Origin of the sequence: Streptomyces sp. NPDC051214, assembly GCF_040682375.1 — a bacterium.
GTDB lineage: Bacteria > Actinomycetota > Actinomycetes > Streptomycetales > Streptomycetaceae > Streptomyces.
On sequence record NZ_JBFBAT010000004.1, the window covers coordinates 430,354 to 451,340 of the forward strand.

General features: G+C 71.7%; 19 protein-coding genes. 9 read left to right on the forward strand and 10 right to left on the reverse strand.

Going from position 1 to position 20,987, the window contains the following annotated elements; translation table 11 throughout:
• Positions 1–7: 7 nt before the first annotated feature.
• From AB0M70_RS13115 to AB0M70_RS13125, 3 genes are all read right to left on the reverse strand, one after another.
• On the reverse strand, positions 8–2,578 hold the full coding sequence (locus AB0M70_RS13115) for a polynucleotide kinase-phosphatase (RefSeq protein WP_365819493.1): 2,571 nt from the start codon (positions 2,576–2,578) through the stop codon (positions 8–10).
• Positions 2,575–4,104: a 3' terminal RNA ribose 2'-O-methyltransferase Hen1 gene (locus tag AB0M70_RS13120; RefSeq protein WP_365819496.1), complete on the reverse strand. Its 1,530-nt coding sequence runs from the start codon at positions 4,102–4,104 to the stop codon at positions 2,575–2,577. Before AB0M70_RS13120 ends, AB0M70_RS13115 begins: the two co-directional genes overlap by 4 nt.
• Before the next feature lie 122 nt (positions 4,105–4,226).
• A complete protein-coding gene (locus tag AB0M70_RS13125) occupies positions 4,227–4,679 on the reverse strand; it encodes a cold shock domain-containing protein (protein ID WP_365819498.1) in 453 nt (150 codons plus the stop codon).
• Between the two features lie 184 nt (positions 4,680–4,863).
• Here AB0M70_RS13125 and AB0M70_RS13130 point away from each other — a divergent pair, with 184 nt between their 5' ends.
• Complete coding sequence (locus tag AB0M70_RS13130; RefSeq protein ID WP_365819500.1) at positions 4,864–5,787, forward strand: LLM class F420-dependent oxidoreductase; 924 nt, start codon at positions 4,864–4,866, stop codon at positions 5,785–5,787.
• A 282-nt stretch (positions 5,788–6,069) separates the two neighbouring features.
• Positions 6,070–6,291, forward strand: a complete 222-nt coding sequence (locus tag AB0M70_RS13135; protein WP_365819502.1) for a hypothetical protein — start codon at positions 6,070–6,072, stop codon at positions 6,289–6,291.
• Positions 6,292–6,356: 65 nt separating this feature from the next.
• On the opposite strand, the gene AB0M70_RS13140 is transcribed toward AB0M70_RS13135, so the two are convergent.
• The 6 genes from AB0M70_RS13140 to AB0M70_RS13165 form a co-directional block, all read right to left on the reverse strand.
• Positions 6,357–6,839, reverse strand: coding sequence for a DUF6099 family protein (locus tag AB0M70_RS13140; RefSeq protein WP_365819827.1), 483 nt, complete (start codon positions 6,837–6,839; stop codon positions 6,357–6,359).
• Positions 6,840–7,073: 234 nt separating this feature from the next.
• Positions 7,074–7,442 carry a nucleotide pyrophosphohydrolase gene (locus tag AB0M70_RS13145; RefSeq protein ID WP_365819504.1) on the reverse strand — a complete coding sequence of 123 codons (369 nt, stop codon included), beginning with the start codon at positions 7,440–7,442 and terminating at the stop codon, positions 7,074–7,076.
• Complete coding sequence (locus AB0M70_RS13150; RefSeq protein ID WP_365819506.1) at positions 7,394–8,560, reverse strand: ATP-binding protein; 1,167 nt, start codon at positions 8,558–8,560, stop codon at positions 7,394–7,396. Before AB0M70_RS13150 ends, AB0M70_RS13145 begins: the two co-directional genes overlap by 49 nt.
• A gap of 129 nt (positions 8,561–8,689) precedes the next feature.
• The gene (locus AB0M70_RS13155; RefSeq protein WP_365819508.1) at positions 8,690–9,070 is read right to left on the reverse strand and encodes a cell division protein SepF; all 381 of its coding nucleotides are present in this window, start codon (positions 9,068–9,070) and stop codon (positions 8,690–8,692) included.
• A 118-nt stretch (positions 9,071–9,188) separates the two neighbouring features.
• Positions 9,189–10,439: an alpha/beta hydrolase-fold protein gene (locus AB0M70_RS13160; protein WP_365819510.1), complete on the reverse strand. Its 1,251-nt coding sequence runs from the start codon at positions 10,437–10,439 to the stop codon at positions 9,189–9,191.
• Between the two features lie 107 nt (positions 10,440–10,546).
• Positions 10,547–11,719, reverse strand: a complete 1,173-nt coding sequence (locus tag AB0M70_RS13165; RefSeq protein WP_365819512.1) for an epoxide hydrolase family protein — start codon at positions 11,717–11,719, stop codon at positions 10,547–10,549.
• 108 nt (positions 11,720–11,827) lie between these two features.
• Between AB0M70_RS13165 and AB0M70_RS13170 the strand changes: the two genes are divergently transcribed.
• From AB0M70_RS13170 to AB0M70_RS13195, 6 genes are all read left to right on the forward strand, one after another.
• The gene (locus AB0M70_RS13170) at positions 11,828–12,610 is read left to right on the forward strand and encodes an arylamine N-acetyltransferase (protein ID WP_365819514.1); all 783 of its coding nucleotides are present in this window, start codon (positions 11,828–11,830) and stop codon (positions 12,608–12,610) included.
• 102 nt (positions 12,611–12,712) lie between these two features.
• Positions 12,713–13,120 (forward strand): helix-turn-helix transcriptional regulator, encoded by a 408-nt coding sequence (locus AB0M70_RS13175; RefSeq protein ID WP_365819516.1) that lies wholly within the window; start codon positions 12,713–12,715, stop codon positions 13,118–13,120.
• Between the two features lie 101 nt (positions 13,121–13,221).
• Complete coding sequence (gene modA, locus AB0M70_RS13180; protein ID WP_365819518.1) at positions 13,222–14,028, forward strand: molybdate ABC transporter substrate-binding protein; 807 nt, start codon at positions 13,222–13,224, stop codon at positions 14,026–14,028.
• A gap of 186 nt (positions 14,029–14,214) precedes the next feature.
• Entirely contained in the window at positions 14,215–16,182 is a 1,968-nt protein-coding gene (locus AB0M70_RS13185) for an ABC transporter permease (RefSeq protein WP_365819520.1), read from the forward strand.
• Between the two features lie 171 nt (positions 16,183–16,353).
• Positions 16,354–17,217: an MEDS domain-containing protein gene (locus tag AB0M70_RS13190; RefSeq protein WP_365819522.1), complete on the forward strand. Its 864-nt coding sequence runs from the start codon at positions 16,354–16,356 to the stop codon at positions 17,215–17,217.
• An 8-nt stretch (positions 17,218–17,225) separates the two neighbouring features.
• Positions 17,226–17,732, forward strand: coding sequence for an ATP-binding protein (locus AB0M70_RS13195; RefSeq protein ID WP_365819524.1), 507 nt, complete (start codon positions 17,226–17,228; stop codon positions 17,730–17,732).
• 24 nt (positions 17,733–17,756) lie between these two features.
• Here AB0M70_RS13195 and AB0M70_RS13200 read toward each other — a convergent pair whose 3' ends face one another.
• Positions 17,757–18,809 (reverse strand): LacI family DNA-binding transcriptional regulator, encoded by a 1,053-nt coding sequence (locus tag AB0M70_RS13200; protein ID WP_365819526.1) that lies wholly within the window; start codon positions 18,807–18,809, stop codon positions 17,757–17,759.
• Between the two features lie 325 nt (positions 18,810–19,134).
• Between AB0M70_RS13200 and AB0M70_RS13205 the strand changes: the two genes are divergently transcribed.
• Positions 19,135–20,949 (forward strand): coagulation factor 5/8 type domain-containing protein, encoded by a 1,815-nt coding sequence (locus AB0M70_RS13205; RefSeq protein ID WP_365819528.1) that lies wholly within the window; start codon positions 19,135–19,137, stop codon positions 20,947–20,949.
• The last annotated feature ends 38 nt before the right edge of the window (positions 20,950–20,987 follow it).

The following is a 20,987-nucleotide window of genomic DNA, read 5'->3' on the forward strand; positions in this document are numbered from 1 at the left end:
TCGTCGGCTAGAGCCGCGGGTCCACCGGCTCCGATTCCAGGGCCAGGACCGCGAACACCGCCTCGTGCACGCGCCACAGCGGTTCGCCTGCCGCGAGGCGGTCCAGGGCCTCCAGGCCGAGGGCGTACTCACGGATCGCCAGCGAGCGCTTGTGGCCGAGGAACCGGCTCCGCAGCTTGTCGAGGTGGTCGGGGCGGGTGTACTCCGGGCCGTAGATGATCCGGAGGTACTCGCGTCCCCGGCACTTGATGCCGGGCTGCACGATCCTGCCCTTCGCGTCCCTGACCAGCGCCTCGACCGGCTTGACGACCATGCCCTCGCCGCCGCGGCTGGTCATCTCCAGCCACCAGTCGATGCCTGCCTGGACCGATGCCTCGTCGCCCGTGTCGACATAGAGCCGCCGGGTGGTCTGGAGCAGTCCGGTGCCGTCGTGCTCCACCATGCGGTCGATGAGGCCGAGCTGTGCGTCGTGCGGGAGAGCGGCGAGGCTGCGGCCCTGGACGGCCAGGATCTGGAACGGCGCGAGACGCACGCCCTCCAGGCCCTCGGTCGGCCAGCAGTACCGGCGGTAGGCATCCGTGAACGCGGCCGCGTCCACAGCCCGTTCCCGCTGCTTGGCGAGCAGCCCACCAGTTTCCACACCACGCGCCGCCGCCGCTTCCAGGGCGGCGATCGCGCCGGGGAAGACGGCTCCGGCCGCGGCACCCACGGCGGCGTACTGCGTGCGCAGCAGACCGGAGGCCTTCAGCGACCAGGGCATCAACTCCGCGTCGAGCAGCAGCCAGTCCGTGTCCAGTTCCTGCCACAGGCCCGCCTCGGTGACGGCGGTGCGCAGGCGGCCGAGTATCTCCTCGGTGACCTTCGCGTCGTCCAGGAAGGGGCGGCCGGTGCGGGTGCAGAGCGAGCCGGTCGGGCCGTCCACGCCGAAGCGCTCGCGGGCCACGTCCGCGTCGCGGCACACCAGGGCCACGGCGCGCGAGCCCATGTGCTTCTCCTCGCACACGACCCGGCCGACTCCATCGGCGGCGTACGACGCGAAGGCCTCGGCCGGGTGCTCCAGATAGCCCTCACGCTGCGATGTCGCGGTGGGCGCCATCGTCGGCGGGAGGTACGGAAGGAGCCTCGGGTCGACGGCGAACCGGCTCATGACCTCCAGGGCCGCCGCCGCGTTCTCCTCGCGCACCGCGACCCGTCCCGCGTGACCGGTCTCCACGGCGCGGCGGCCGTGCACGTCGTTCAGGTCGAGCGGCCGCCCGTCGTGACCGCCGGGGGCCTCGGTGCGCAACGGCCTGGCCGGTTCGTACCAGACCCGCTCCGCCGGTACGTCGACCAGTTCGCGCTCCGGCCAGCGCAGCGCGGTGAGGCTGCCGCCGAAGACGGCGCCGGTGTCCAGGCAGATGGTGTTGTTCAGCCAGGTCGCGGTCGGCACGGGGGTGTGGCCGTAGACCACGGCGGCGCTGCCGCGGTAGTCCTCCGCCCACGGGTACCGCACGGGCAGGCCGAACTCGTCGGTCTCGCCGGTCGTGTCGCCGTACAGCGCGTGCGAGCGCACCCGGCCCGACGTACGCCCGTGGTACTTCTCGGGCAGGCCCGCGTGGCAGACGACGAGCTTGCCCCCGTCCAGGACGTAGTGCGAGACGAGGCCGTCGACGAACTCGCGCACGCTCGCGCGGAACTCCTCGCTCTCGGCCTCCAACTGCTCGACGGTCTCGGCGAGTCCGTGGGTGTGCTGGACCTTGCGCCCCTTGAGGTAGCGGCTGAGCTTGTTCTCGTGGTTGCCCGGTACGCACAGGGCGCTGCCGTCGCCGACCATCGACATCACGCGGCGCAGCACACCCGGCGAGTCCGGGCCGCGGTCGACGAGGTCACCGACGAACACGGCCGTACGCCCTTCGGGGTGCGTGCCGTCGACGTAGCCGAGCTTGCCGAGCAGTGTCTCCAGCTCGGCGGCGCAGCCGTGGATGTCACCGATGATGTCGAAGGGGCCGGTGAGGTGCGAGAGGTCGTTGTAACGCTTCTCGGTGACGATGGTGGCGTGGTCCACCTCCTCCACTCCCCTGAGGACGTGGACCTTCCTGAACCCTTCGCGCTCCAAGTGCTTGAGTGAACGCCGCAGTTCGCGCTGGTGGCGCTGGATGACACGGCGGGGCATGCCGACCCGGTCGGCGCGCTGTGCGTTGCGTGCGGCGCAGACCTCCTCGGGGACGTCCAGGACGATGGCGATGGGCAGGACGTCGTACTGCCTGGCGAGCTCGATCAGCTGCTTGCGGCTCTCGCTCTGCACGTTCGTCGCGTCGACGACGGTGCGCCGGCCTGCGGCGAGGCGCTTGCCCGCGATGTAGTGCAGCACGTCGAAGGCGTCGCCGCTCGCGCCCTGGTCGTTCTCGTCGTCGGCGACGAGGCCCCGGCAGAAGTCGCTGGAGAGCACCTCGGTGGGCTTGAAGTGCTTGCGGCCGAAAGTGGACTTGCCGGATCCGGTGGCACCGACGAGGACGACGAGCGAGAGGTCGGTGACGGGCAGCACCCGCCCCGCGCGAGCGGCGGCTGTACTGGTGCTGGCGCTGGTTTCGTTCGTCATGCCGCCCGCACCTCCTTCGCGTTCTTGTCGGTCTTGTCGGTCTTGTTGGTCTTGTTGGTCTTGTTGGTCCGGTCGGTCGTGTCGGTCTGTGTGAAGACGGCCATCTGGGTCGGCGGGCCCACCTCGGGGTCGTCGTCCCCGACGGGCACGAACTCCACGCCGTACCCATGCCGTTCGGCGACCTGCCCGGCCCACCCGCGGAACTCCTCACGCGTCCACTCGAACCGGTGGTCGCCGTGCCGGACGTGCCCGGCGGGGAGCGTCTCCCAGCGGACGTTGTACTCGACGTTCGGCGTCGTCACGAGCACGGTGCGCGGCCGCGCGGAGCCGAACACCGCGTACTCCAGGGCGGGCAGCCGCTCCTCGTCGAGGTGCTCGATGACCTCGCTGAGCACGGCGGCGTCATACCCCTTGAGCCGCTTGTCGGTGTACGCGAGCGAGCCCTGGAAGAGCTTGACGCGCTCGGCCTGCCGCTCGCCCATGCGGTCGAGCTTCAGCCGCCGCGAGGCGATGGTCAGCGCCCGCATCGACACGTCGACACCGGCGATCTCGGTGAACCGCGTGTCCTTGAGCAGCGCCTGCACCAACTGCCCCTGCCCACACCCGAGATCGAGCACCCGCCCGGCCCCGGCCGCCCCCAGCGCCGCGAGTATCGCCTCGCGCCGCAGCGCGGCGAGCGGAACGGCCTTTTCCTCTGTGTCGCTTTCCTCGTCGACCGCGTTGTCGAGGTCGTCGACATCCGTGTCGTCCGCGTCGGCGAGCCGCACCAGTTCGAGCCGGTGCATGGCCTCCCTGGTCAGCGACCAGCGCCGCGCCAGATAGCGGCTGGTGATGACCTTCTGCTCGGGGTGGTCCGCGAGCCAGCCGTCACCGGCACGCAGCAGTTTGTCGACCTCGTCCGACGAGACCCAGTAGTGCTTGGCGTCGTCGAGCACCGGCAGCAGGACATAGAGGTGCCGAAGCGCCTCCCCGAGGGTCAACTTCCCGTCGGGCACGTCCAGTACGAGGTGGACGTACCGCGAGTCGCCCCACTCGGGGAACTGCTCGTCCAGCGGCACGCGCGTCACCGTGACCGTCCAGCCGAGCGGCTCGAACAGCTTGCGCACCAGGTCCGCGCCGCCACGCGCCGGCAGCGCGGGCACCTCGACGTGCAGCGGCAACGGCCGCGCCGCCCGCTCGGGCCTCGCGTTGCACACCCCGCGCATGGCGCTGGAGAACACCGCGCTCAGCGCCACAGCGAGCAGCGAGGAAGCGGCGTACGGCCGGTCGTTCACATACTGCGCGAGCGCCGCGTCGGGGGCTCCGCCCCGCCCCTTCCCCTTGCCCCGCCGCACCAGCGCCACGGGGTCCACCTCGAGCAGCAGCGCGGCGGTGCAACGCTCCACGGACGCCTCGGGGTACAGGACGTGCGCGGTGCCGTACGACGTGGAGAACCGCTGCGCTTTGTCGGGATGCTTGTGCAGCAGGAACCCGAGGTCGGTCGCGGGGCTCTCAGGGGTACCGGAGGTACTGATCGTCAGGAACACGGGTATGCCTCGAAACGCAATCTGAACTGCGGAAACTTACGGGTTGCGGCTCCAGCGCGCCTCTAGACCGTACAGCGGACACCACTGACTCACTCAGGGGTTTTTCGTCCCCTCGTGACCCGTCAGCCCTCCGCCCAGCCGTGGCTCCTGCCGTGCTGCACCAGTTGCTCGCGGAGCTGCTTGATCTGCTCCCCGGTCATCCACGGAGCCACCTCCAGGAGCAGCTCGGTCACCTCGAACGAGTACTCCGCGACGCTGAGCACGTCGCAGGTCGGCTCCTCACCGTCGTCGAACCCGGCGGCCGACGCCTGGACGGACGGCGGCACCGGGGCCCTGCCGCCCGCGAACGGCGCTGCCATCTGCGCCTGCGCCCCCGCGGGGAGCCGGACGGACGACGCCTTGGGCCCGCGCTCACCCTCCTCGATCTCGAACTCGACCCGCGCCCCCGTGTGCACCAAGGGCTCCGGGATCAGCAGGTCGTTGGCGTGCAGGAACACGTCTTCCCCACCGTGCTCCGGGGCGATGAACCCGTATCCCCGCGCGCCGTCGAACCGCACCACTCTGCCAGCGACCATCTCGTCCCCAACCCCCACCGCGACTCCGTCCCCGGGCCCCTCGCCCGGACAGCCAGTGCCGAAGCCTAGCCTCCGGGCCCGTGTGCCAGGCGCCCGAGCGGCCCCTCGGGCGCCTGGAGCGACCAGCCGCAACACGGCCTGCGGGGGACTGAAACCGCAACGGGCGTCCGGGCAAGATAGCTGCATGGACCTTCGAATCTTCACCGAACCGCAGCAGGGTGCGACCTACGAGACGCTCCTCCGCGTCGCCAAGGCCACCGACGACCTCGGCTACAGCGCCTTCTTCCGCTCCGACCACTACCTCGTGATGGGCTCCTCCGACGGCCTTCCCGGCCCCACCGACGCCTGGATCACCCTGGCCGGCCTGGCCCGTGAGACCCGGCGCATCCGGCTCGGCACGCTGATGACCGCGGGCACCTTCCGGCTGCCCGGCGTCCTCGCGATCCAGGTCGCGCAGGTCGACCAGATGTCGGGCGGCCGCATCGAGCTCGGCCTCGGCTCGGGGTGGTACGAGGCAGAGCACTCCGCGTACGGAATCCCCTTCCCGAAGGAGAAGTTCGGTCGCCTGGAGGAGCAACTCGCCATCGTCACCGGCCTGTGGGAGACCCCGGTCGGCGAGCGCTTCACCTTTGACGGCACCTACTACCAGCTCTCCGATTCCCCCGCTCTTCCCAAGCCCGCGCAGCCCAAGGTGCCCGTCCTCATCGGCGGCCACGGCGCCAAGCGGACGCCCGCCCTCGCGGCCCGCTACGCAAGCGAGTTCAACATCCCCTTTGCCTCTCTCGCCGACACCGAGCAGCAGTTCAAGCGCGTGCGCACCGCCGCGGAGGACATCGGCCGCAACGCCGACGACCTCACCTACTCCAACGCCCTGGTGGCCTGCGTCGGCAAGACGGACGCGGAGGTCAAGCGCCGTGCCGACGCGATCGGACGTGAGGTGGAGGACCTGAGGGCGAACGGACTCGCGGGCTCCCCGGCCGAGGTCGTGGAGAGGATCGCCGCTTACCAGGCCGTCGGCTCGCAGCGCATGTACCTCCAGATCCTCGACCTGGACGACCTCGACCACCTGGAGCTGATCTCCTCGCAGGTCATGTCGCAGCTGACCTGACCGCCCCTCGCCCGCCCCTCGGCCGGGCCGTGCCGGTGGAGTCGACCCCTGCCGTGCTTCCGTCAACTCCACCGGCCCCCGCGGTCGCGCGCCGCCCCGGCCGGGTGAAATTCCGTCAACCCCGCATCCGGTGTGGCCCCGCCCCAGTGACCCGCCGCCGCAGATGATCGTTGGCTCGGGCGGAGCCGGACCGCCCGGCCCCCGCGTCGGCGGCAGCTGCCGGTGCGTCGCTTGCATCAGCTGCCCTCCGCGTCCTGGAGGGCGAGGGCCGAGGAGGCCGCCATGACCCAGGAAGCCGTACCCGAGCAGGAGGCCGCGCGCGAATCCGTGCCCGAGCAGCATGGCCCACCCAAGGGCCTGCTCCAGCAGATGGAGGAGCTGATGGCCGCGCTCAACGCGGACCTGACCCAGCTCGACGCGGATCTGCAGCAGTCCACGACGGCCGACGGCAGCACGTCCCCCGCCTCTCGTCCCCCTGCGGGCGACGAGCCCCACCGCTTCTGACCGCACCGGCACTCCCCCGGCGCCCGTGCCGGCCGGCCTCTCCCGGCCCCCGGCACGACCCCGCATCATGGCGACCCCGCCGCCGAGTCGGGCTCGGGCAGGCTCTGTTCGCGCACCGCGAGCCTGCGCAGCATCTCGAGCACCCGGTCCCTCGACTCGTCGGCGGCGTCGATCGCTTCCATGCACTGCCAGTACACCCCCTCGTCGTCCGCGCCCATGGCCACGCCGACCAGCGCGATCCCCACATCGCCGAGCAGTTCGTCGAGCCCGCGCAGCACCTCGTGCGCCTGGCCGATGTTCGTGAGCCGCGCCGCCCGGATCTCCTCCGTCCCAAGCCCCGGGGTGACCAGAACCCCGCAGCCTCTGCCGCCGACCTCGCTCAGGCCGAGCGCCTCCCCCCGTAACTCCGGAGGCCCGGCGATCGCGAGCCGGCTGCCGATCGCCTGCGCGAGGGCCTGGGACTGCCACACCTCGGCGACGATGTCCGAGGGGTCCTGGCTCCGCGCCAGTGCGTGCTTGCTCGCCTCGATGAGCCGCATCGCCTCCATGCGCACCCCCACCCATCCCGCGCGCACACCCACCGCACGTTCACCCGAACTCCCTTGCTCACTACCCAGAGTGAGTGCCAGCGGGACGAAAAGCCAGAGCAACCAGGAAATCTGTGGACAAGTTATCGACTGTGGACAACGCGTCCACTCCAGAGAGTGACAAATCTACGCAACATAGATCTGCGTGGCCGGCACACAGGGCCCCCGGACTTCCAGGGGGACCGGGTCACGCACTCACCTCGCGGGAAAACGCCGCTCGTTCCGGTCGATCTTCGCGTCGAGCGCCGCCAGCGCGTCGATGCCGAGCACCTCGCAGAACTGCAGCAGGTAGGCCAGCACGTCGGCGACCTCGTCCGTCACCCGGTGCGCCGATTCCGGGTCCTCCATCACCCGTGCCGACTCGTCCGGGGTCAACCACTGGAAGATCTCGACCAGTTCGGACGCCTCCACGCTGAGCGCGGCGGCCAGATTCTTCGGCGTGTGGTACTGCTCCCAGTCCCGCTTCGCCGCGAAGTCGGCCAGCCTGCGCTGAAGTCCCGCTACATCAAGTTCCGTCACGCCCCCAGGTCTACCATCGCGGCCCCGCCCACCAGTGCGCCCCATGACGCGTCGCTCACCGTCCCGACGAGGCGGATGTGGCCGCGCTCGCAGGTGCCCGCCGCCAGTTCGGCGAGTGCGCGCTTCTGCCGCTGGTCGAGGAAGTGGTCGAGTCCGTCGGCGAGCACGGTGAGGCTCTGGTAGGCCGCCGGCACCTCGGCCACCGGGTCCACCTCAAGGACCCCGGGCCCGGTGAGCAGCACCAGGGCCAGCGCCAGATACCGCAACTCGCCGTCCCCGAGCCGCCCGACGGGCGACCTGATGCCGCCGCCCCGGTCGATGAGCGCATGGACCGAGCCGTCGTCGGCCACCTCCGCGAGCACGTCCGCGACCGGCCCCGCACACCCCGCCCGGACCGCGCTCACCAGCCGCGCGTGACGGTGGCCGCACTCCTGCCTCGTACGGAGCAGCACCTCGGCGAGGTTGTCGCAGCCGCTCAACAGGCGCCCCGCGCCGATCAGTCCGGGCGGCACGGGCAGCCGCATGAGGCGGGGTCGGGGAGCGCACGGGAACACCGAGCGCAGCGCGACCACCACCTGTTCGGCCGCGGCGAGCACCAGCCGCTGCCCCTCGGTCTTGCCCGCGACCCGCAGCGGCAGCAGCGCCGTGCCGAGCCGGTCGTCCGGCAGCGGGCCGCGCGTCACCGGCGTCATGCCCGCCGTGTGCCAGGCGGCCTGCACCGCCCGGCGCCCGGGATCGCGCAGCGCCGTCTCCAGGAGAGTGAGCCCGCCCCGGGTCAGCCGCTCGCCCACGACGCGCAGCTCGGGCTCGGCCTGTACGGCGACGTCGAGCCGCAGCGCCCCGACGGGGCCGTCGATCGTGCAGCCGATGCGGAAACCGCGCCGTTGCTGTCCGTCGCCCCGCGCGCGGTCGGGCACGCAGGCCACGGGATCGGCGAAGACGTCGACGAGTTCCTCGCCCGCGCCGAGCCGCGCCAGCGCCTCGTACGCGGCGAGTGCGGTGGTCTTGCCGCTTCCGCTCGGCCCCGCGACGAGGGTCAGCGGTCCGAGCGGGAACACGGCGCTCCGGTGCGAGGCGAAGGCCGAGAGACGCAGTTCGGTGACGCGGCTCCGGTCCGGGCCCGACGGTGGCTCGGCGGCCGCCTCCGGGAGGTGCACAGTCATGTCCGGACGGTAGGCGGCAACGGCTCTGGTGAACCGTTCCGCCCAAGTGACCTTCCTACGAATGAGGGATTCCGCGGAAGAATCGAACCCCTGCGTCCCCTGCGAAGGCGTCCGCTACGAAGGCGTCCGCTACGACTGTGCCGCCGCGACGAGCCCCTGCACCTCGGTGCCGGGCGGCGCCAGAAGGAAGACGTTCTTGTCGACCCGGTGCATCCCGCAGCCGAGCCCGAGGACCACGCCGCTGCTGAAGTCCAGTACGCGCTTGGCGACGTCCGTCTCGGCCCCGGTCAGGTCGAGGAGGACCGGGATCTGCGCCATCACGGTCTCGGCGACCTCACGGGCGTCCGCGAAGATGTTCACCCGCATCACCACAAAACGCCGCCGCGCCTCGGTCTCCGCGTCGGGCATCGCACGGTGGCCGGGCCAGGACGGCCATTCGTTGCGGCTGCGCAACGGTACGACCTGGGCGAGCCCTTCCCACTGTTCATCGGTGACGTCGTGGCTGTTCAACGCTCCACCCCGTCCTGGCTCGCACTCGATATCTGCACTGGCTCATTCTTACGCGACCTCACCCGTTCAGCCCAACAGCGACACGGAGCGGGCGAACCAGTGTGCCAGTGCCGGCGGGTCAGTGTCCCAGGAGTCCCACAAGCCCTTCGGTCAGACAGGAGCGCCAACAGGCCCAGTCATGACCGCCGTTGTACGCGTTAAGGGTCACCCGGCAGTCGCGCGAGCGCAGGGTCTCGTACTGATCGCGATGATGATCAAGAATTTCTTTCTCGTGCAGTCCGACGTCCAGGCGCACGGTGAGGGGCCGGGAGGCAGTGACGGGCGGGGAGGCGCTGACGTCGAGTCCCGCGAGTGGCGCGGACTGGGCGAGGACGTTGCCGAACCGTTCCGGCCGCAGGAGTCCCGCGTACAGGGAGGTCAGTCCGGCGAGGCCCTGGCCCGCGACGAGCGTGCGCGCGGGGTCGGTGGTGAGGGGCAGGCGGCCGACCGCCCACGGCAGCAGCTCATCGGCGAGGAAGCGCACATGGCTGTCGTGCGCGCCGAGTTCCCGGGTGCGTGTGGCCCTGTCGACGGCATCCGGGGCGAGGACCGCGAGCGGCGGCGCGGCGCCGTCGGCGACGAGGGCGTCCAGCGTGTCCTGGAAGGCGAGCCGCCCGAACCACATGTCGCCGTCGTGCAGCACGAGCACCGGCAGTTCGGCCCTCCGGCCGCCCGGCGGGAGGTACGCCCACACGTCCCGCTCGACGCCGAGCACCCCGGCGGGCAGCCGGTGCCGCTCGACGCTCCCGCGGGGCACAGCGGCGCGCAGTCCGGCCCCGGGCAGGGCGGGCGCCCGCGGGAGTTCGTACACGGAGGCATCGCGGTCCTGCCAACGTCCGGGCATCGTGCGGTGGTTGAGCGGGTCGGGCGCGGCGTGTGCGGACAGGGAGAGCAGTCGCCGCTGGAGGAGTTCGGCGGATGCGGGCGGTTCGCCGGGCGAGATGTCGGCCGCCATGCGGTACGAGCCGCGGTGGTCGGCACGCAGCCGGTAGGTGAGGTGCCAGATGTCCGTGCCGGGCAGCGGGCTCAGCCGGGACGCGGCGAGGTCCGTACGGTCCGCGATGCCCTCGGCGATGAGCAGCACCTGCCGGGTGGCGCGGTGGCCCCGCCACAGGAACGTCACGGCGCGGTGGTCCGGATCGCCCTCCAGAGCCTCGATCAGGGGGGTGCCACGGCGTGCGGCATCCGCCCAGAACTCCTCCAGGACGACGGCACGTTCGGCCTCGGTGGCGTCGGCGGCACGGGCGGCGACGCGTTCGACGCGGGGCGCGGCGCCCGCGATACGGCGGGGCGCCGCATCGGCCGCGGGCACCCCCGTGGTCACGCTCATCCGCACACGAAGAGGACCCGCATCGTTCCCCGCCTTCCTGGCCCGGCCCACGACGTCGAGCACACGACGTCCGGCGACAACATCAAGTTAGCTAAGCCTAACCTAACTCACCTGAGGGGTCGGAAGAAGGTCCGCAGCTCCCGGGCCACCTGCTCGGGCTCCTCGTGCGCCATGAAGTGCCCGCCCCGCTTCGGGGTGCTCCAGTGGCGCAGGTCGGTGAAGGCGCGCTCGGCCAGGCTCCTGGGGTAGTCGGCGAACGCCGGTTCATGGCTGAGGGTGATGGCTCCGGGGACGGTGATGGGCGGCACCGGCTTGTTCCGGGGGTAGTCGTAGTACTGGCGGAAGGACGAGCCGATGCTGCCGGTGGCCCAGTACAGGGTCGCGACGGTGAGCAGGGTGTCCTTGTCCCAGCGGGCCTCCAGATCGCCGCCGCAGTCGCTCCAGTCGCGGTACTTGTCGGCGATCCAGGCGACGAGCCCCGCGGGCGAGTCCATCAGGGCCGCGGCGATCGTGTCCGGACGCGTGCACATGATCTCGCTGTAGCCCTGGTCCCCCACGTCGTACGCGGCCAGCGCGTCGAGATACGACCGTTCCTCGGCGGTCGGCGGCTCCGCGTCGAACTCTTCCGTGATCACGGCGGAGGTGACGTGCACGCCGGCAACGGTCCGCGGATAGAGGGCGCCGAGCCACTGCGTGACCCCGCCGCCGATGTCCCCGCCGAAGGCACCGAAGCGTTCGTAGCCCAGCGTCCCGGTCATCAGCTCGTGCCAGATCTCGGCGACGCCCCTGCGGGTGAACGGCTCGCGCGGCAGCTCGGAGTGGACGAAGCCGGGCAGCGAGGGGATCACCACGTCGAAGGCGTCGGCCGGGTCACCGCCGTGCGCGCCCGGGTCGGCCAGGCGCCCCGCGACCCGCAGCATCTCCACGAAGCTGCTGGGCCAGCCATGGCTCAGGACCAGCGGCAGCGGCGCGGGGGCGCCATCGGGCCTGCGGCCCCGCAGGTGGACGAAGTGCACGCGCCGTCCGGCGACTTCGGCGACGTACTGGGGGAAGGCGTTGAGCCGGGCCTCGGCGGCACGCCAGTCGAAGCCGTCGGCCCAGTGGGCGACGAGGTCGCGCAGATAGCCGGGGTCGACGCCCGCCGCCCAGTACGTGGAGTCGGAGGGCTGCGTGAAGAGGGTGCGCTTCAGGCGCGTCCGCAGGTCGTTCAGTACGTCGTCGGGGACGGAGGTCCGGAAGGGAACGGGTTCGGCCGGCATCGGTTCCTTCGGTACGGGCATGGGTTCCTTCGGTACGGAGACAGGGGCGCCCCCAGCTCCACGACGCCGAGGCGACGGCTGTGCGGCGAGAGCAGGCGCCCATGATGCGCGACGCGCGAGAATCTGCCCATGGATTTTGATACGACGGACGCCTACCTGCGCCGCATCGGCGCCGAGCGCCCCGCCGCTCCCACCACGCGGGCCCTGCACGACCTGCACCTCGCGCACCTGCGCGCCGTCCCCTTCGAGAACCTCTCCATCCACCTCGGGGAGGACATCGACCTCACCGAGGACTCCTTGGTCGCGAAGGTCGTCGGCGCCCGGCGCGGCGGCTTCTGCTACGAACTCAACGGTGCCTTCGCCGCGCTGCTCACCGCCCTCGGCTTCGAGGTGACCCTGTTGCAGGCCCGCGTGTACGACGGCGAAGGGCGCCCCGGGATTCCCTACGACCACCTCGCACTGCGCGTACGCACCCACGACGGCGACGAGCTGCTCGCGGACATCGGCTTCGGCACCCACAGCCACTTCCCGCTGGTCGTCGGCGAGCGCGGCGACCAGCAAGACCCGGGCGGCGTCTTCCGCATCACCGAGACCCCCGAGGGCGACCTGGACGTCAGCAGGGACGGCAAGGCGCAGTACGTGGTCGACCTGCGCCCGCGCGCCCTCGGTGACTTCACGTCCGGCGCCTGGTGGCACCGCACCTCGCCCCGGTCCCACTTCACGCGGTCACTGGTCTGCTCGATGCTCACCGAGACCGGACGGATCACCCTCAGCGGCCGCACCCTCACCACGACGGAGGCCGGGGAGCGCCACACCGCCGAACTGGCCACGGACGCCGACGTGCTCGACGCGTACGCCACGCACTTCGACATCGTCCTCGAGCAGGTGCCGCAGGTGCGGGAGACCTCCTGACCGTTCCTCCACTTGACCGTTCCTCCAACGTGTCCGCATCTGCCATGGAGGAACGCCCAGAAGTGTTGTAGATGCCAGGCGATGCGGCCTATCGTGTCGCGCATGCAGTCCTACACCATCGGACAGGCGGCACGCCTGCTCGGCGTCAGCCCCGACACCGCTCGTCGCTGGGCGGACGCCGGGCGGGTCGCCACCCACCGGGACGAAGGCGGCCGTCGGCTCATCGACGGCCGTGATCTCGCCGCGTTCTCCGTCGAGGTCGCGCAGGGGCAGACGCAGGGAGCGGGCGGCGAGGAAGAGGTGCCCTACACCTCGGCCCGCAACGCCTTCCCCGGCATCGTCACCGCCGTGAAGCTCGGCGACATCGCGGCCCAGGTCGAGATCCAGGCAGGTCCCCACCGGCTCGTCTCGCTCCTGACCCGGGAGGCCGTGGAGGAGCTCGGTCTGGAGGTCGGCATGCAGGCGACCGCCCGCGTGAAGTCCACCAGCGTGCACATCGACCGCACCTGACCCCTGGCCCGCACGCCAGGGTCCGCCCCTGGCCCGCACGCCAGGGCCCGCCACCACGGGCCGGACCGCGCCGGCGGCCCGGCTTCTAGGAGTTCACGCTCATGTCCCCAGCTCTCACCCCCGCCCGGCGCCGCGCCGCGGCCGCCGTGCTGACGGCGGCCCTGCTCGTCCCGCTCGCCGCCTGCGGCAACGACGACGGCAAGGACGACAGCGGCAAGAAGCCCGCGGGCGCCGCCGCCCCGAAGGCCGACCTCACCGTGCTCGCCGCCTCCTCGCTCACCGACGTCTTCAAGACCGCGGGCGCCGCGTACGAGAAGGAGCACCCGGGCACGAAGGTCAACTTCTCGTTCGCCGGTTCGCAGGAACTGGCCGCCCAGGTCAAGCAGGGCGCCCCGGCCGACGCCCTGGTCACCGCCGACACCAAGACCATGGACGGGCTCGGCGCCGACACCGGGAAGCCGTCCGTCATCGCCAAGAACCGCCTGGTCATCGCGGTCGGCGCGGGCAACCCGAAGAAGGTCGCCGAGCTGAAGGACCTCTCGGACAGCAAGCTGAAGGTCGTCCTCGCCGCGCCCGAGGTGCCCGTCGGCCGCTACGGCGAGCAGATCCTGGCCGACCAGGACATCGACGTGAAGCCGGTCTCGCAGGAGCCCAACGTCCGCGCGGTCCTGAGCAAGGTCGAGTTGGGCGAGGCCGACGCCGGGCTCGTCTACAAGACCGACGCGGCCACCGCTGCCGACAAGGTCGACGCGGTCAAGATCCCCGACGGCGAGAACGCGATCGCCCAGTACCCCGCGGCCACCCTGAAGACATCGGAGCACGCGGAGGCAGCGACCGCGTTCGTGAAGTGGCTCTCCACGCCCGCCGCACAGAAGATCCTGCGGGACGCGGGCTTCGAGAAGCCGTAGCCACCGCCCGGAAAGCCGTGGCCCACCTTGCCGGGAGAAGACGACAACCCCCGGCAGGATGGAGCCGCACCCGCCGAGGTGAGGGGGCCGGCCGCCTCCCCGGTCGGGGCGCTCCGGCCGTCTTCCGGACCGCCCCTGACGCCCCCTCACCTCGCGAACCACTCAGCGCGCACCCCAGGGACCACGATGAAACGCCTGCGCGGCCGCACCGCCGGCCCCCGCACCCCGATCGCCCTCGCGATCCCCGCGCTGCTCGCCGTCGCGTTCCTGATGCTGCCGCTGCTCGGCATCCTCGCCCGTACGGAATGGGGCGAGCTCGGGGCCCACCTGACCACCGAGGGGACCACGCAGGCACTGCAACTGTCCCTCGTCGTCTCCTTCTGGGCGCTGGCGCTCTCCCTGCTGCTCGGGGTGCCGCTGGCCTGGCTGCTCGCCCGCGTCGACTTTCCCGGCAAGGCGGTCGTACGTTCCCTCGTGCTGCTCCCGATGGTGCTTCCGCCCACCGTGGGCGGCGTCGCCCTGCTGCTCGCCTTCGGTCGGCGCGGGCTGCTCGGGCCGTGGCTCGACGACGCGTTCGGGATCACTCTGCCGTTCCACATGTCCGGCGCGGTGGTCGCCGCGACGTTCGTGGCGATGCCGTTCCTCGTCATCAGTCTCGAGGGCGCGCTCGGTGGCCTCCGCCCTCGTTACGAGGAGACCGCGGCGTCCCTGGGCGCCTCCCCCGTACGGGTGTTCTGCACCGTCACGCTGCCGATGGTCGCTCCCGGGCTCATCGCCGGAGCCGCCCTGACCTGGGCGCGGGCCCTCGGCGAGTTCGGCGCGACCATCACCTTCGCGGGCAACCTCCCCGGCACCACCCAGACCCTGCCCCTCCAGGTGTACCTGCTGCTGCAGGACTCCCCCGAGGCCGCGACCTCCGTGTCGCTGCTGCTGCTCGCCATCGCCATGGCGGTGCTCGTCGCGCTGCGCGGCCGCTGGATGGGCACCCCGGGCGACCGGCGCAAGGGGCGGTACGAGCGGCTGCCGGAGGAGGGGGCTTCGCCCTCGCTGCCCCAGGCGCCGGCACCGGAGTCCCCGGCGGACGAGCCCCCGTCCCCGTCGCCGTCGCCAGCGCCGGAGCAGTGGTCCCTGCACGCCGAGGTCACCGGATTCAACCGGCTCACCCTGGACGCCGAGCCGGGCACCACCATCGCCGTCGTGGGGCCCAACGGCGCGGGCAAGACCACGCTGCTGCGCGCGCTCCTCGGCCTCACCCCGCGCGCCCACGCCGAGCTCCGGCTCGGCGACACCGACGTCACCGGACTTCCGCCGCACCGCCGTCACGTCGCCTGGGTCCCGCAGGACGGCGCCCTCTTCCCGCACATGAGCGCCCTCGCCAACACGGCGTACGGACCGCGCGCGCTGGGGGTCCCGCGAGCCGAGGCCAGGCGGCGCGCCCAGGAGTGGCTCGACCGGCTCGGCGTCGGGCACCTCGCGCACCGCAGGCCGGCCCAGGTCTCCGGCGGTCAGGCCCAACGGGTGGCGCTGGCACGGGCGTTGGCGGCCCGGCCCCGGCTGCTCCTGCTTGACGAACCGCTCGCCGCCCTCGACCAGACCACCCGGGCCCACGTGCGCCACACCCTGCGCACGCACCTCGACTCCTTCGGCGGCGTCTGCCTGATCGTCACGCACGATCCCGTCGAGGCGGTGTCCCTCGCCGACCGGGTCCTCGTACTGGACCAGGGGATCGCCCTCCAGGACGAGGCACCCGCCGAGGTGACCCGGCATCCGCGCTCCCCCTGGGTCGCCAGGATGCTGGGCCGCAACGCCTGGCCCGGCACCGCGGGACCCGAGGGGCTCGCCCTGCCCGGCGGGGGGACCCTGGTGATCGCCGACCCGCTGCCGCCGGGCACCGAGGCCCTGGCGATCATCGCCCCGGAAGCGGTCTCCGTGCACCGCGACAGGCCCACCGGCAGCCCCCGCAACGTCTGGCCCGGCACCATCCGCGAGATCACCACCAGCGGCAGCAGACTCCGGCTCCTGATCACCTCGCCCCAGGCGCCCGACCTCGTCGCCGAGATCACCCCGCAGGCCGCCGCCGAACTCGGCCTCACCGACGGGACGCGGGTGTGGACCAGCGTGAAGGCGACGGAGGTCACCGTCGTGCCCACGTGAGGCGTCGCGAACCCCCGCCGGCCCCGGGAGGAGTCGAAACCATGCGGGGATCATCGTGTCCCGCAAGCGCGCCGCCCAACGAACTATCGAGTTGTCGAGCGATTGGAACGACTTCAGTCAACAGTGATCACGACGGCCGTGCCGCCTCGCGCGGACCCTAGGCTCTGCCCCATGGATGCCAGTTCTGTGACCAGGACGGTCTCCGTCACCCGTATGAATTCCGGGGACCACGCATGCCTCGGATTCGACGACGACGAAACCCGCTGGGAACTCCGTGCCGCGTACGCCGACATAGGCCTGTCACGCGGCGAACAAGTGGTGTTCTTCACCGACCGGGCCACCACTCCCGCCGTCGCGGCCGAGCAGCTGAGCGCCGGCGGTTTTCCGCTGGGGTCCGCGCTCATGGACGGCCGCCTCGTCGTGGTGAACGAAGTCCCCGGGTACGACCCCGTCACCGGCTTCGACCCCGTCGAACGCGCGGCCACCTGGATGGAGTTGACCGACAAGGCACGCCACGACGGATTCTCCGGGATCCGGGCGGTCGGCGACATGGGCTGGGCCACCGAACCGGGCGTCGACCAGGATCTCCTGGTCGAGTACGAGACCGGGCTCTCGCCGCTCTTCGCCGACATCGGGTTCACCGCCATCTGCGAGTACGACCGGCGCAAGTTCGGCGAAGGCGTCCTCGACCGGGTCCGCCGTGCCCACCCCAAACAGATACTGGGTCACCTCGGCGCCCTGGACATCGCCCGGGTCGGCGCTGAACTGCGGGTCGCAGGAGACATCGACCTCGCCACGCGCGAGGAGTTCGACTCGGCGCTCGCGCGCGCCCTGAGCGGCCCGGACCGCCCGCGTCTGCTCGATCTCTCCGAGCTGTGCTTCATGGACGTACACGCCGCGTCGACGCTGGTGCGGCTCGCGGGCGGGCTGCCCCGCGACCACCTTCTGGCGGTCCGGTCACGGCCCGAGCAGGACAGAGTGATACGGCTCTGCGGAGCCGTCGACGTGCCTCAACTGGTCTTGGGCGAAGGGTGATCCGCGACGTGATCCTCAACCGCGGCATCGGCAACGACGACAACGGCGGTGACCCGGCACCGCACCGGGAGCACCGGGAGCACCGGGAGCACCTGGACGCCACCCTCGCCCCGCCACGGGGCAGGACGACCCTCCTGGAACTTCCCTTCACCATGGCGGACTTGGCCCGTCTGCGCTTCCTGGTCAACCGCCGCGCCGAGGACGCCGGCCTGTGCGATCCCCGGCTCAGCGACTTCGTGCTCGCCGTGCACGAGGTCGCCAGCAACGCCGTCGTGCACGGCGGCGGCAAGGGCCGCATCCATCTCGCGCACACGACCGAGGGGCTGCGCTGCGTGATCGCGGACAGCGGCCCGGGGCTGCCCAGGGCCGAGCCGTGCACGGCGGCGACCCTGCCCGACGGCGACGAGGCCGAGAGCGGCAGGGGCCTGTGGCTGGCCCAGGCCCTCACGGACCAGGTCGACATCGCGGTCTGCACGGCCGGGACCACGGTCACGCTGGTGGCGCTGCTGTCCTGAGCCGGGCCGCCCACGCGTGGCCGCTCACGCCGACGCCCGCTCGACCAGCGCAGGACGGAACACCATCGACAGCGGCGCGCGCCCCGGCCGCTTGATCCGCCCCAGGAGCAGCCGGGCCATCTCGGCGGCCATCTCCTCCACCGGCTGCCGGACCGTGGTCAGGGCGGGTTCACAGGCACCGGCGGCCTCGCTGTCGTCGAAGCCGACCACCGCCACGTCCTGCGGCAGCCGTCTGCCCGCCCGCAGGAGGGTTTGCAGCGCGCCCTGCGCCATGAGGTCCGACGCGACGAACACGCCGTCCAGGTCCGGGCGTTCGGCGAGGAGCAGCCGCGTGGCCTCGGCGCCGCCCACCCGGGTGAAGTCGCCCTCCGCCCAGGGCGCTTCGGTGATGCCGTGCGCCGCCAGCGCGTCACGGAAGCCCTGGAGGCGCTCCTGGGCGGCCGGCATGTCCTGCGGTCCCGCGACGCTGCCGATCGCCCGGCGCCCCCCGGCCACCAGACGGTCGACGGCCATCCGCGCCCCCGCCCGCTGGTCCACCTCCACGTACGGCAGCGGGACCGTCTGGGCCGGACGTCCCGCGAGCACGGCGGGCAGCCCGGTCTCCGCGAGCAGCCGGGGCAGCGGATCGGAGGCGTGCGAGGAGACGAGCACCGTTCCGTCCACGTGCCCCTGGCGCAGGTAGGAGAGGAACTGCCGGCGCGAGGTGTCGTCGTCCACCAGCATCAGGACCATCTGGACCCCGGCCGGGCGCAGCACGTCCAGAAGGCCGCCGACCACGCGGCCGAAGTGAGGGTCGGTGAACATCCGGCCGACGAAGGGGGCCTCGACCGGCCGGCGTTCCCGCTCCGACACGACCAGGGCGATGGAGTCGGTCCGCTGGGTCACCAGGGACCGGGCTGCCTGGTTGGGGACGTAGCCGGTGGCCTCGACCGCCTCCTCCACCTGGCGGCGCAGAACCGGGTCGACGGTGGGCGCTCCGTTCACGACCCGGGAGACGGTGGCGCGCGAGACCCCGGCCGTCCGGGCCACGTCCTCCAGGGTCACGGGGCGGGCGGGGCGCGGGGCGTCGGCAGTCACGGGGTCTTTATAGCAACCGGCGTGGGCGGGTGTTCGGCGCTCCTTGGCTGCTGCGGGGGCACATCGGCCTGCCCGACCGGCCGTCGACGGCCTCCTGTCACCACCGGACATATCACTCACGTACGAGCGATAGACGCCAACTTGCCCACACAGGCACCTAGTTGACTTCTTCCCGCCCAGTCCACGCGACATCGTGCGCACCCCCTTGACGCGCCTTGTCCCAGACACAACTATCCAACGCGAGAGAGCGCTCTCTCAGCGCTCACCGTTCAGGTTCTGAACGAACTGGGGAATCTGCACCGCCCACCCGACCGAAGGACTCGCCATGTCTGAGCACCAGCCCGCGCCCGCCGCGAGATCCACCCTCTCCCGCCGCTCCGCCCTGGCCGCCGCTCTGGCGGTCCCGGCCACCGGGATGCTCGCCTCCCACGCGGTCGCCGCTCCCGACGCACCCCCGGCGCAGGTCCCCGCCGCCCGCCGCCCGCGGCCCGCGAACGCCTTCGCCCCCGACTTCGGCCCGAACGTCATCGTCTTCGACCCGTCCACCGGCGGCATCCAGGGCAAGCTGGACGAGATATTCCGGAAGCAGGAGTCGGCGCAGTTCGGCACCGACCGCTACGCCCTGCTGTTCAAGCCCGGCAACTACAGCGGGCTCAACGCCCAGATCGGCTTCTACACCTCGATCATGGGTCTGGGGCTCTCCCCCGACGACACCCACTTCAACGGCGACGTCACCGTCGATGCGGGCTGGTTCAACGGCAACGCCACGCAGAACTTCTGGCGTTCGGCGGAGAACCTCTCCCTCTCCCCGGTCAGCGGCGCCAACCGCTGGGCGGTCTCCCAGGCCGCCCCGTTCCGCCGCATGCACATCCGCGGGGACCTGAACCTCGCCCCCAACGGCTACGGCTGGGCCAGCGGCGGCTACATCGCCGACAGCCGCATCGACGGCACCGTCCAGCCGTACTCCCAGCAGCAGTGGTACACCCGCGACAGCTCGATCGGCGGCTGGCTGAACGCGGTGTGGAACATGGTGTTCTCCGGGGTGGAGGGCGCGCCCGGCGACTCCTTCCCCAACCCGCCGTACACCACCCTGAACAACACCCCGTACTCCCGGGAGAAGCCCTTCATCTACCTCGACGGCGCCGAGTACAAGGTCTTCCTGCCCGCCCTGCGCACCAACGCCCGCGGCACCAGCTGGGGCCACGGCACCCCGCAGGGCCAGTCCCTCTCCCTCTCCGCCTTCCACGTCGCCAAGCCGGGCGACAGCGCGGCCACCCTCAACGCCGCCCTCGCCCAGGGGCTGCACCTCCTGCTCACCCCCGGCATCTACCACCTCGACCGGCCGATCGAGGTCAAGCGGGCGAACGCCGTCGTCCTCGGCATCGGCTACGCCACCCTCATCCCGGACAACGGGGTCACGGCGGTGAAGACCGCCGACGTCGACGGGATACGGCTCGCCGGGTTCCTGGTCGACGCCGGGCCGCAGAACTCCAGGACGCTCGTCGAGATCGGCCCCTCGGGCGCGAAGAACTCCCACGTCGGCAACCCGACCACCGTCCAGGACGTGTTCATCCGCATCGGCGGCGCGGGCGCGGGCAAGGCCACCACCAGCATGGTGGTCAACAGCCGCCACACCATCGTCGACCACACCTGGGTCTGGCGCGCGGACCACGGCGACGGCGTCGGCTGGGAGACCAACCGGGCCGACTACGGCATGGTCGTCAACGGTGCGGACGTGCTCGCGACCGGCCTGTTCGTGGAGCACTTCAACAAGTACGACGTGCAGTGGAACGGCGAGCGCGGGCGCACGATCTTCTACCAGAACGAGAAGGCGTACGACGCCCCCAACCAGGCCGCCATCCAGAACGGCAGCCTGCGGGGCTTCGCCGCGTACAAGGTCGCCGACTCGGTCACCACTCATGAGGGCTGGGGCCTGGGCAGCTACTGCTTCTACAACGTCGACCCGACCATCGTGCAGGAACACGGCTTCGCCGCGCCGAACAAGCCGGGCGTGAAGTTCCACCACCTGCTCGTCGTCTCGCTCGGCGGCAAGGGCCAGTACGCGCACGTCATCAACGCGACCGGATCTCCCACGTCCGGATCCAACACCGTGCCGTCCACGGTGGTCTCCTTCCCCTGATCCACCGGTCACCTCACGTCCCGGGCCAGTCCTCCCCC

What these genes read in the sequence shown, in the direction of transcription:
- AB0M70_RS13115 (WP_365819493.1), bottom strand. Translation starts at nt 2,578, where the DNA reads ATGACGAACGAAACCAGCGCCAGCACCAGTACAGCCGCCGCTCGCGCG.
- AB0M70_RS13125 (WP_365819498.1), bottom strand. Translation starts at nt 4,679, where the DNA reads ATGGTCGCTGGCAGAGTGGTGCGGTTCGACGGCGCGCGGGGATACGGG.
- AB0M70_RS13130 (WP_365819500.1), top strand. Translation starts at nt 4,864, where the DNA reads ATGGACCTTCGAATCTTCACCGAACCGCAGCAGGGTGCGACCTACGAG.
- AB0M70_RS13135 (WP_365819502.1), top strand. Translation starts at nt 6,070, where the DNA reads ATGACCCAGGAAGCCGTACCCGAGCAGGAGGCCGCGCGCGAATCCGTG.
- AB0M70_RS13140 (WP_365819827.1), bottom strand. Translation starts at nt 6,839, where the DNA reads ATGGAGGCGATGCGGCTCATCGAGGCGAGCAAGCACGCACTGGCGCGG.
- AB0M70_RS13145 (WP_365819504.1), bottom strand. Translation starts at nt 7,442, where the DNA reads ATGGGGCGCACTGGTGGGCGGGGCCGCGATGGTAGACCTGGGGGCGTG.
- AB0M70_RS13150 (WP_365819506.1), bottom strand. Translation starts at nt 8,560, where the DNA reads ATGACTGTGCACCTCCCGGAGGCGGCCGCCGAGCCACCGTCGGGCCCG.
- AB0M70_RS13160 (WP_365819510.1), bottom strand. Translation starts at nt 10,439, where the DNA reads ATGAGCGTGACCACGGGGGTGCCCGCGGCCGATGCGGCGCCCCGCCGT.
- AB0M70_RS13165 (WP_365819512.1), bottom strand. Translation starts at nt 11,719, where the DNA reads ATGCCCGTACCGAAGGAACCGATGCCGGCCGAACCCGTTCCCTTCCGG.
- AB0M70_RS13170 (WP_365819514.1), top strand. Translation starts at nt 11,828, where the DNA reads ATGGATTTTGATACGACGGACGCCTACCTGCGCCGCATCGGCGCCGAG.
- AB0M70_RS13175 (WP_365819516.1), top strand. Translation starts at nt 12,713, where the DNA reads ATGCAGTCCTACACCATCGGACAGGCGGCACGCCTGCTCGGCGTCAGC.
- modA (WP_365819518.1), top strand. Translation starts at nt 13,222, where the DNA reads ATGTCCCCAGCTCTCACCCCCGCCCGGCGCCGCGCCGCGGCCGCCGTG.
- AB0M70_RS13185 (WP_365819520.1), top strand. Translation starts at nt 14,215, where the DNA reads ATGAAACGCCTGCGCGGCCGCACCGCCGGCCCCCGCACCCCGATCGCC.
- AB0M70_RS13190 (WP_365819522.1), top strand. Translation starts at nt 16,354, where the DNA reads ATGGATGCCAGTTCTGTGACCAGGACGGTCTCCGTCACCCGTATGAAT.
- AB0M70_RS13205 (WP_365819528.1), top strand. Translation starts at nt 19,135, where the DNA reads ATGTCTGAGCACCAGCCCGCGCCCGCCGCGAGATCCACCCTCTCCCGC.